This is a genomic window from Streptococcus infantis (genome assembly GCF_047460825.1).
GTDB lineage: Bacteria > Bacillota > Bacilli > Lactobacillales > Streptococcaceae > Streptococcus > Streptococcus infantis_V.
The window spans coordinates 20849-28957 of sequence record NZ_JASHFO010000024.1; the positions used below are offsets into that span (position 1 = coordinate 20849).

Annotated in this window: 4 protein-coding genes and 1 CRISPR repeat array; all 4 genes read left to right on the plus strand. The window is 32.6% G+C overall.

Annotation, left to right across the window (positions count from 1 at the left end):
- Positions 1 to 571 precede the first annotated feature (571 nt).
- The 4 genes from cas9 (at position 572) to csn2-St (ending at position 6395) form a co-directional block, all read left to right on the plus strand.
- Positions 572 to 3943, plus strand: a complete 3372-nt coding sequence (gene cas9 / locus QM911_RS07630; protein ID WP_414313618.1) for a type II CRISPR RNA-guided endonuclease Cas9 — start codon at positions 572 to 574, stop codon at positions 3941 to 3943.
- A gap of 175 nt (positions 3944 to 4118) precedes the next feature.
- The gene (gene cas1 / locus QM911_RS07635) at positions 4119 to 5027 is read left to right on the plus strand and encodes a type II CRISPR-associated endonuclease Cas1 (RefSeq protein WP_414313616.1); all 909 of its coding nucleotides are present in this window, start codon (positions 4119 to 4121) and stop codon (positions 5025 to 5027) included.
- Positions 5028 to 5031: 4 nt separating this feature from the next.
- Positions 5032 to 5355 carry a CRISPR-associated endonuclease Cas2 gene (gene cas2, locus QM911_RS07640; RefSeq protein WP_061863175.1) on the plus strand — a complete coding sequence of 108 codons (324 nt, stop codon included), beginning with the start codon at positions 5032 to 5034 and terminating at the stop codon, positions 5353 to 5355.
- Positions 5352 to 6395 carry a CRISPR-associated protein Csn2-St gene (csn2-St, locus tag QM911_RS07645; RefSeq protein ID WP_414313617.1) on the plus strand — a complete coding sequence of 348 codons (1044 nt, stop codon included), beginning with the start codon at positions 5352 to 5354 and terminating at the stop codon, positions 6393 to 6395. Before cas2 ends, csn2-St begins: the two co-directional genes overlap by 4 nt.
- Before the next feature lie 70 nt (positions 6396 to 6465).
- Positions 6466 to 8084: a CRISPR direct-repeat array (repeat unit 36 nt; unit sequence GTTTTTGTACTCTCAAGATTTAAGTAACTGTACAAC).
- Positions 8085 to 8109 lie beyond the last annotated feature (25 nt).

Genomic DNA, 8109 nt, shown 5'->3' on the forward strand with positions numbered 1-8109 from the left:
GTAGTAACCATGAATCGTAAGAAGTCAGCCAAGCCCATAGTATAATGTATTGAATCTGGAATAGTACACCAAGGATTCTAAAGCGTTTTTAGAAATTAATTTGACTTTCCTAATCTCTTTGTTCATATCTTATTTCAATCCAATATAGTGATGAAACTCCTGTAATGGAAGTGGAACTAAGGATTGAACAATTGAAAGAGTTTCTCTCGAATTAGAATTATCTATTCTGACTTTTGGACTGATAAGACTGTGGCTTGAAAACTAAAATGATTGCTATTGTGCATAAAAATAGAAAATCCCTGATGGAACGATCCTGCAGAATGAGAAATGATAGGGGATAAACTCTCTTTAAAGTTTAGTTGAACCGCCGATGCTGAACGGCACGTGAGGTGGTGTTAGATAGGTTAGAAATTAGCCTCTACTCGATTTATGCTAAATGATGACAATGAGAGGGATTTGAATATAAGTTTACTAAAGAAAAATATTCTCGATAATTGCAGATAATGATTTGATTTTTTAGGAAGGAAAGAGTAAAATTTGATTAATATAACAATTTCTTAGGAGTGTCATGATGAATGGTTTAGTTTTAGGTTTAGATATTGGTATATCTTCAGTTGGAGTGGGTGTTCTAAAAAAAGATACTGGTGAGATTATCCATGCGAATTCTCGTCTTTTTCCAGCTGCAACAGCTGATAATAACGTTGTAAGAAGGAGCATTAGACAGGCTAGACGATTAACTCGTCGAAAAAGACATCGTGCTGTTCGTCTTCATGATTTATTTGAAGACTATGCTTTGTTAACTGATTTTTCAAAGGTTTCTATTAATTTAAATCCTTATAAACTTCGTGTAGAAGGAATGAATATACAACTGACAACCGAAGAGTTATTTATCGCCCTCAAGAATATTATTAAGAGAAGGGGAATTAGCTACTTAGATGATGCTTCTGAGGATGGTGGTACAGTATCGTCTGATTACGGTAAGGCAGTTGAAGAAAATAGAAAATTACTTTCGGAACAGACACCAGGCCAAATTCAACTAGAACGATTCGAAAAATATGGTCAGGTTAGAGGAGATTTCACTGTTGTAGAAAATGGTGAAAAACGTCGTTTGATCAATGTTTTTTCAACATCTGCTTATAGAAAAGAAGCTGAAAGAATTCTTAGAAAACAACAAGAATTCAATAATAAGATTACTGATGACTTTATAGAGGATTATTTGATAATCCTTACAGGTAAAAGAAAATACTACCATGGACCAGGTAATGAAAAGTCACGAACAGATTATGGACGTTTCAGAACAGACGGAACTACCCTCGATAATATTTTTGGTATTTTAATTGGTAAATGTACCTTTTATCCTGATGAATATCGTGCTTCAAAAGCTTCCTATACTGCTCAAGAGTTTAATTTACTTAATGATTTAAATAATTTAACTGTTCCAACAGAAACCAAGAAACTAAGTGAGGAACAAAAGAAAACTATTATTGAATATGCCAAGTCGGCTAAAACATTAGGAGCTTCAACCCTATTGAAGTACATTGCTAAGATGGTTGATGCTTCAGTTGATCAGATACATGGATTTCGTATTGATCCCAATAAAAAACCTGAAATGCACACCTTTGATGTTTATCGGAAAATGCAATCTTTAGAGACTTTTAATGTTAATGAAATGCCTAGAGAAGTTCTAGATGAACTTGCTCATATTCTAACTTTAAATACAGAGCGAGAAGGTATAGAAGAAGCAATTAGCGCGAAGCTAAAAGATACATTTAGTCAGGATCAAGTACTTGAATTGGTTCAATTTAGAAAAAATAATAGCAGTCTTTTTAGTAAGGGATGGCATAATTTCTCTCTTAAACTCATGTTGGAATTGATGCCAGAACTCTATGCAACTTCAGAAGAGCAAATGACAATTCTTACTCGATTAGGTAAACAAAAATCTAAAGAGACATCAAAACGAACCAAGTATATTGATGAAAAAGAAATAACAGAGGAAATTTATAATCCTGTAGTAGCAAAATCTGTCAGACAAGCCATAAAGATAATCAACGAAGCGACTAAACAGTATGGAATCTTTGATAATATCGTTATTGAAATGGCGCGTGAAAATAATGAAGAAGAAGCTAAGAAGGACTATATTAAGCGACAAAAAGCAAACCTAGATGAAAAAAATGCCGCAATGGAAAAAGCGGCTTTCCAATACAATGGGAAAAAAGAGTTACCGGATAGTATTTTTCATGGACATAAGGAATTAGCTACTAAGATTCGTTTATGGCATCAACAAGGAGAAAAGTGTCTTTACACTGGGAAGAATATCCCAATTTCAGATTTGATTCAAAATCAATACAAGTATGAAATTGATCATATTCTGCCTCTATCTTTATCTTTTGATGATAGTTTATCTAATAAGGTATTAGTACTTGCTACGGCAAACCAAGAAAAAGGGCAACGTACACCATTTCAGGCTTTAGATAGTATGGATGATGCTTGGTCTTACCGTGAGTTTAAATCATATGTAAAAGATTCAAAATTATTAGGTAATAAAAAGAAAGATTATCTATTAACGGAAGAAGATATTAGTAAGATAGAGGTTAAACAGAAGTTTATCGAACGAAATTTAGTAGATACTCGGTATTCTTCTCGAGTTGTTTTAAATGCTCTACAAGATTTTTATAAAAATCATCATTTCGATACAACAATTTCTGTGGTACGTGGGCAATTTACCTCTCAGGTAAGAAGAAAGTGGGGACTTGAAAAATCTCGTGAGACTTACCACCATCATGCTGGAGATGCCTTAATTATTGCTGCTTCTAGCCAATTAAGATTATGGAAGAAACAGAATAATCCTCTGATTTCTTATAAAGCAGGACAATTCGTTGACTCAGAGACTGGAGAAATTCTTTCATTAAGTGACGATGAATATAAAGAATTAGTATTTAAAGCGCCATATGACCATTTCGTTGATACATTACGTAGCAAGACATTTGAGAATAGCATTTTGTTTTCTTATCAAGTAGATTCAAAATATAATCGAAAAATTTCAGACGCTACCATTTACTCAACAAGAAAAGCAAAATTGGATAAGGATAAATCTGAAGAAACTTATGTTCTAGGTAAGATTAAAGATATTTATAGCCAAGCAGGTTATGATGCTTTCATTAAAATTTACAACAAAGATAAGAGTAAATTCTTGATGTATCACAAAGATTCACAAACATTTGAGAAGGTAATTGAAGAGATTTTAAGAACCTATCCTTCTAAAGAATTTAATGATAAGAATAAAGAGGTTCCTTGTAATCCTTTTGAGAAATATAGACAAGAAAATGGACCTATCCGTAAGTACAGTAAAAAAGGCAATGGTCCAGAAATTAAAAGTCTGAAATACTATGATAAAAATATTCCTGAATCATTTATTAACATAACTCCTTCTAATAGTAAAAATAAAGTAATCCTACGTCAATTAAATCCTTGGAGAACAGATGTCTATTTTAATCATCAGACGGAGAAGTATGAGTTGCTTGGATTAAAATATGCAGATTTACAATTTGAAAAGAAGACTGGGACTTATTCTATAACTATTGATAAATATAATGAAATTAAAGAAAAAGAAGGAGTGGGCGAGCAGTCAGAATTCAAATTCACCTTATATAAAAATGACTTGCTTTTAATTAAGGATACGAAAAATAACGAGAAACAGATTTTTAGATTCTTATCTAGAACAATGCCAAATGTGAAACATTATGTAGAACTAAAACCTTATGATAAAGCCAAATTTGATGGTAACCAACCATTGATAACAATCTTTGGAAATGTTGCAAAAGGAGGACAGTGTTTGAAAGGATTAAATAAATCAAATATCTCCATTTTTAAAGTCAAAACAGATGTTTTAGGTAATAAACATTTCATCAAAAAAGAGGGTGACGAACCAAAACTCAAATTTTAAAAAATTTTAAAATAGAGTTGCAAACGCTTTTGCAATGTATTATAATAGTAACTGTAAGGGACGCCTTACACAGTTACTTAAATCTTGCAGAAGCTACAAAGATAAGGCTTCATGCCGAATTCAACACCCTGTCAATTATGGCGGGGTGTTTTCGTTTTGTAAAGAGGATAAAATTATGACTTGGAGAATTGTACATGTTTGCCAGAGTGAAAAAATGCAATTAAAGTTGGATAATATTTTAATCAAGAAAATGGGTCAAGACTATGTGATCCCACTGAGTGATATTTCGATAATCGTAGCAGAAGGAGGGGAGACTGTTGTAACTCTGAGGTTATTAAGTGCTTTAAGTAAGTATAATATTGCCTTGATTGTCTGTGATAATGAGCACTTACCTACAGGGATTTACCATTCACAAAATGGTCATTTCAGAGCTTATAAAAAATTACAAGAGCAATTATTGTGGACGCAAGAACAAAAAGATAAATTATGGCAGATAGTAACCTATTTCAAAATAAATAATCAGCAAGATGTTCTTGCAATGTTTGAGAAAAACCTTGATTGTATCCAATTATTGGCAGATTATAAAGATCATATTGAGTTTGGTGATAAAACTAATCGCGAAGGACATGCGGCCAAAGTTTATTTTAATGAACTCTTTGGAAAGAAATTTGTTCGCCTTACTCAACAGGAAACTGATGTCATCAATGCAGGACTAAATTACGGCTACGCAATTATGAGAGCGCAGATGGCACGGATTGTTGCGGGTTACGGTTTAAATCCCTTAATCGGGATTTTCCATAAGAATGAATATAACCAATTTAACTTGGTTGATGACTTAATGGAACCTTTTCGGCAGATTGTCGATGTTTGGGTCTATCAAAATTTACGAGATGAAGAATATTTAAAATATGAGTTCAGATTAGCCTTAACAGATACATTGAATGCAAGAATTCGTTATGGGAAAGAAATTTGCTCAGTAACAGTAGCAATGGATAAATATGTCAAAGGTTTTTTAAAATGTATTTCTGATAAGGATACAAGTAAATTTTACTGCCCAATGGTTTCGAGTGTAGAATGGAGTTAAAGAAATGAGGTACGAAGCATTGAGATTATTGTGTTTTTTTGATCTACCAATGGAAACAAATCAAGAAAAAAGAGTTTATCGTAATTTTCGGAAAGATTTAATTGCCAATGGTTTTGAGATGTTACAGTTTTCTGTTTATTATAGAACCTGTCCGAATCGAAGTTTTGCTAGTAAATTCTATAAAAAATTAAGTCAGAGTAATTTACCAAGTGGGAATGTTCGTTTGTTAGCAGTGACAGAGAAACAATTTTCTGAAATGGTTTTGATTATAGGTGGGAAAACAAAACAAGAAGAAGTAGTCAGTGATCATAAGTTGGTAGTTATATGAAAATGAACGTCAGTCATCCATACAAGGATAATATTACATTGAGTTTTGGACAATTTACCCAAGTTGTAGGTCAAAATCAACAAGTAAAGTACTATATTTGGCAGATTCTGTTATGGTATTTTGGAGGTAAAAAATATAGTGAGGAAGATTTAGTCCTATTCGAACAAAATGAACCTAAAATCTTAATAGACGATACGGTGGTTTCACGTTCGGAATTCAGAGTGATTCAACTATCGAACATTAACGATCTAATTGAACAAATGGAATATAAAAAAGGATCAGTAGCTTATGATTATTTAAAGAAAAAGATTAATTCTACAAAAATAATAGAGCAAATTGAAAATATCAATGATAATCTCGATAGGATTTCATTGCTATTAAATCAAAATTTGAATCTTCAACTAGATGAAATTAATTATCATACAGAAGCGAAATATTTTAATACAGACCAATTGATTCAAAAAAATTTTTTGCCCTATTTTGGACAAAACGATAAAAATATATCCTTTGAATTTGTAGATAATAAGACAAAGTTTTTATTATTTCTTTCCATGTTAGAAGTTGTAGTTACGAATAGTTCTGAAAAGATCTTACTTGTCTTACGAAATTTAGATGATTATCTATCTTACAAGGAATTTGTTGAGTGTTGCGAGAAAATGGAACTTTTAACAAATCATAGCAACTTGCTTCATATTATTTCGTTTCCTTCAAATGAAGGTTATCTTCATGTCACTAAAGAAGTAATGGAGGAGATTAATATCGTTTCTGATTACGTTGATCATTTATATTCTTTAGCATTTATGTACGAACGATTTAGCAATCAATACCCAATAAATCAAATACCTGATGAGAAAGAATTTTTAAATTCTTTAAGAAAGATTGGTTCGTATTTATTTAGTGCAGATATTCTTCACATGAGTTTATCCATAGAGGATCAAGTAGTATTAAAGATTTTAAATAATTTGTATCAGTATGAAATGAAAACAAAATTCCGAATTGGATCAATCAATCCTATGTTATTGAAATATTTGGAAGAATAGTATTGACGAGTGGGATTTAAGAATTTATAATATCTTTGAGGGCACAAAAATCAAAATTGACGAATTTGAGGTTTTTGTACTCTCAAGATTTAAGTAACTGTACAACGCAAACGTCCAGCCCCCACGGTAAGCCTTAGTTTTTGTACTCTCAAGATTTAAGTAACTGTACAACTTGCACGCTTACCCTCAAACGTTGCCCCTAGTTTTTGTACTCTCAAGATTTAAGTAACTGTACAACCGAGCTTTCAAAACATCACTATTAGAATAAGTTTTTGTACTCTCAAGATTTAAGTAACTGTACAACGGAAAAAGTCGTTTCCATTGTCGCCACCCTGTTTTTGTACTCTCAAGATTTAAGTAACTGTACAACGGGATGATCCCAGCAGAGGTTCAGTATCGCGTTTTTGTACTCTCAAGATTTAAGTAACTGTACAACACTATGCAAGACAACCTTGCTAGTAAGATTGTTTTTGTACTCTCAAGATTTAAGTAACTGTACAACGAACTACTTACAAAAAATGGCTCTTATGGGGTTTTTGTACTCTCAAGATTTAAGTAACTGTACAACCAAATTGAAAGCGTAAGCACTCAAGCATCGTTTTTGTACTCTCAAGATTTAAGTAACTGTACAACCAACCTTGTCAGCATCCGTAACGTTCAGGTGTTTTTGTACTCTCAAGATTTAAGTAACTGTACAACTTACAAGCCCTTCGTCTTCGTCTCCACGGGGTTTTTGTACTCTCAAGATTTAAGTAACTGTACAACCAATTTGAAGCAGGAGCTTGCTGCCTACAAGTTTTTGTACTCTCAAGATTTAAGTAACTGTACAACGGAAACTCTCAAGATACTCAATAACCTCTAGTTTTTGTACTCTCAAGATTTAAGTAACTGTACAACAGGGATTCACACTGGCTTCTCAGAGGTTATGTTTTTGTACTCTCAAGATTTAAGTAACTGTACAACTAAAGTCAACAACTGATTGGATAATAGGCGGTTTTTGTACTCTCAAGATTTAAGTAACTGTACAACTGTTCATTTACTACCTTTCTAAAGCCTTATGTTTTTGTACTCTCAAGATTTAAGTAACTGTACAACTAAAAAAATGGTTGAGATTTCAAGTATTCTGTTTTTGTACTCTCAAGATTTAAGTAACTGTACAACCATACTGAACTACAAATGGCGATACAACGAGTTTTTGTACTCTCAAGATTTAAGTAACTGTACAACCAGATGCGAATGCGAAGCTTGAAGCAACGCGTTTTTGTACTCTCAAGATTTAAGTAACTGTACAACCGGCACTAACTAATAATAACTACTAATAAAGTTTTTGTACTCTCAAGATTTAAGTAACTGTACAACAGAGGAACTAAATGGTGATATCAAAGTTCAGTTTTTGTACTCTCAAGATTTAAGTAACTGTACAACGTTGGAAATCAGAAAGCAGACGGGCAAGCCGTTTTTGTACTCTCAAGATTTAAGTAACTGTACAACCGAACAGCAGGACAAAATGGTTTCACTTATGTTTTTGTACTCTCAAGATTTAAGTAACTGTACAACCTTTTTTGAAAAAGGAGCGGTAAACCGACAGTTTTTGTACTCTCAAGATTTAAGTAACTGTACAACCGAACAGCAGGACAAAATGGTTTCACTTATGTTTTTGTACTCTCAAGATTTAAGTAACTGTACAACCTTTTTTGAAAAAGGAGCGGTAAAC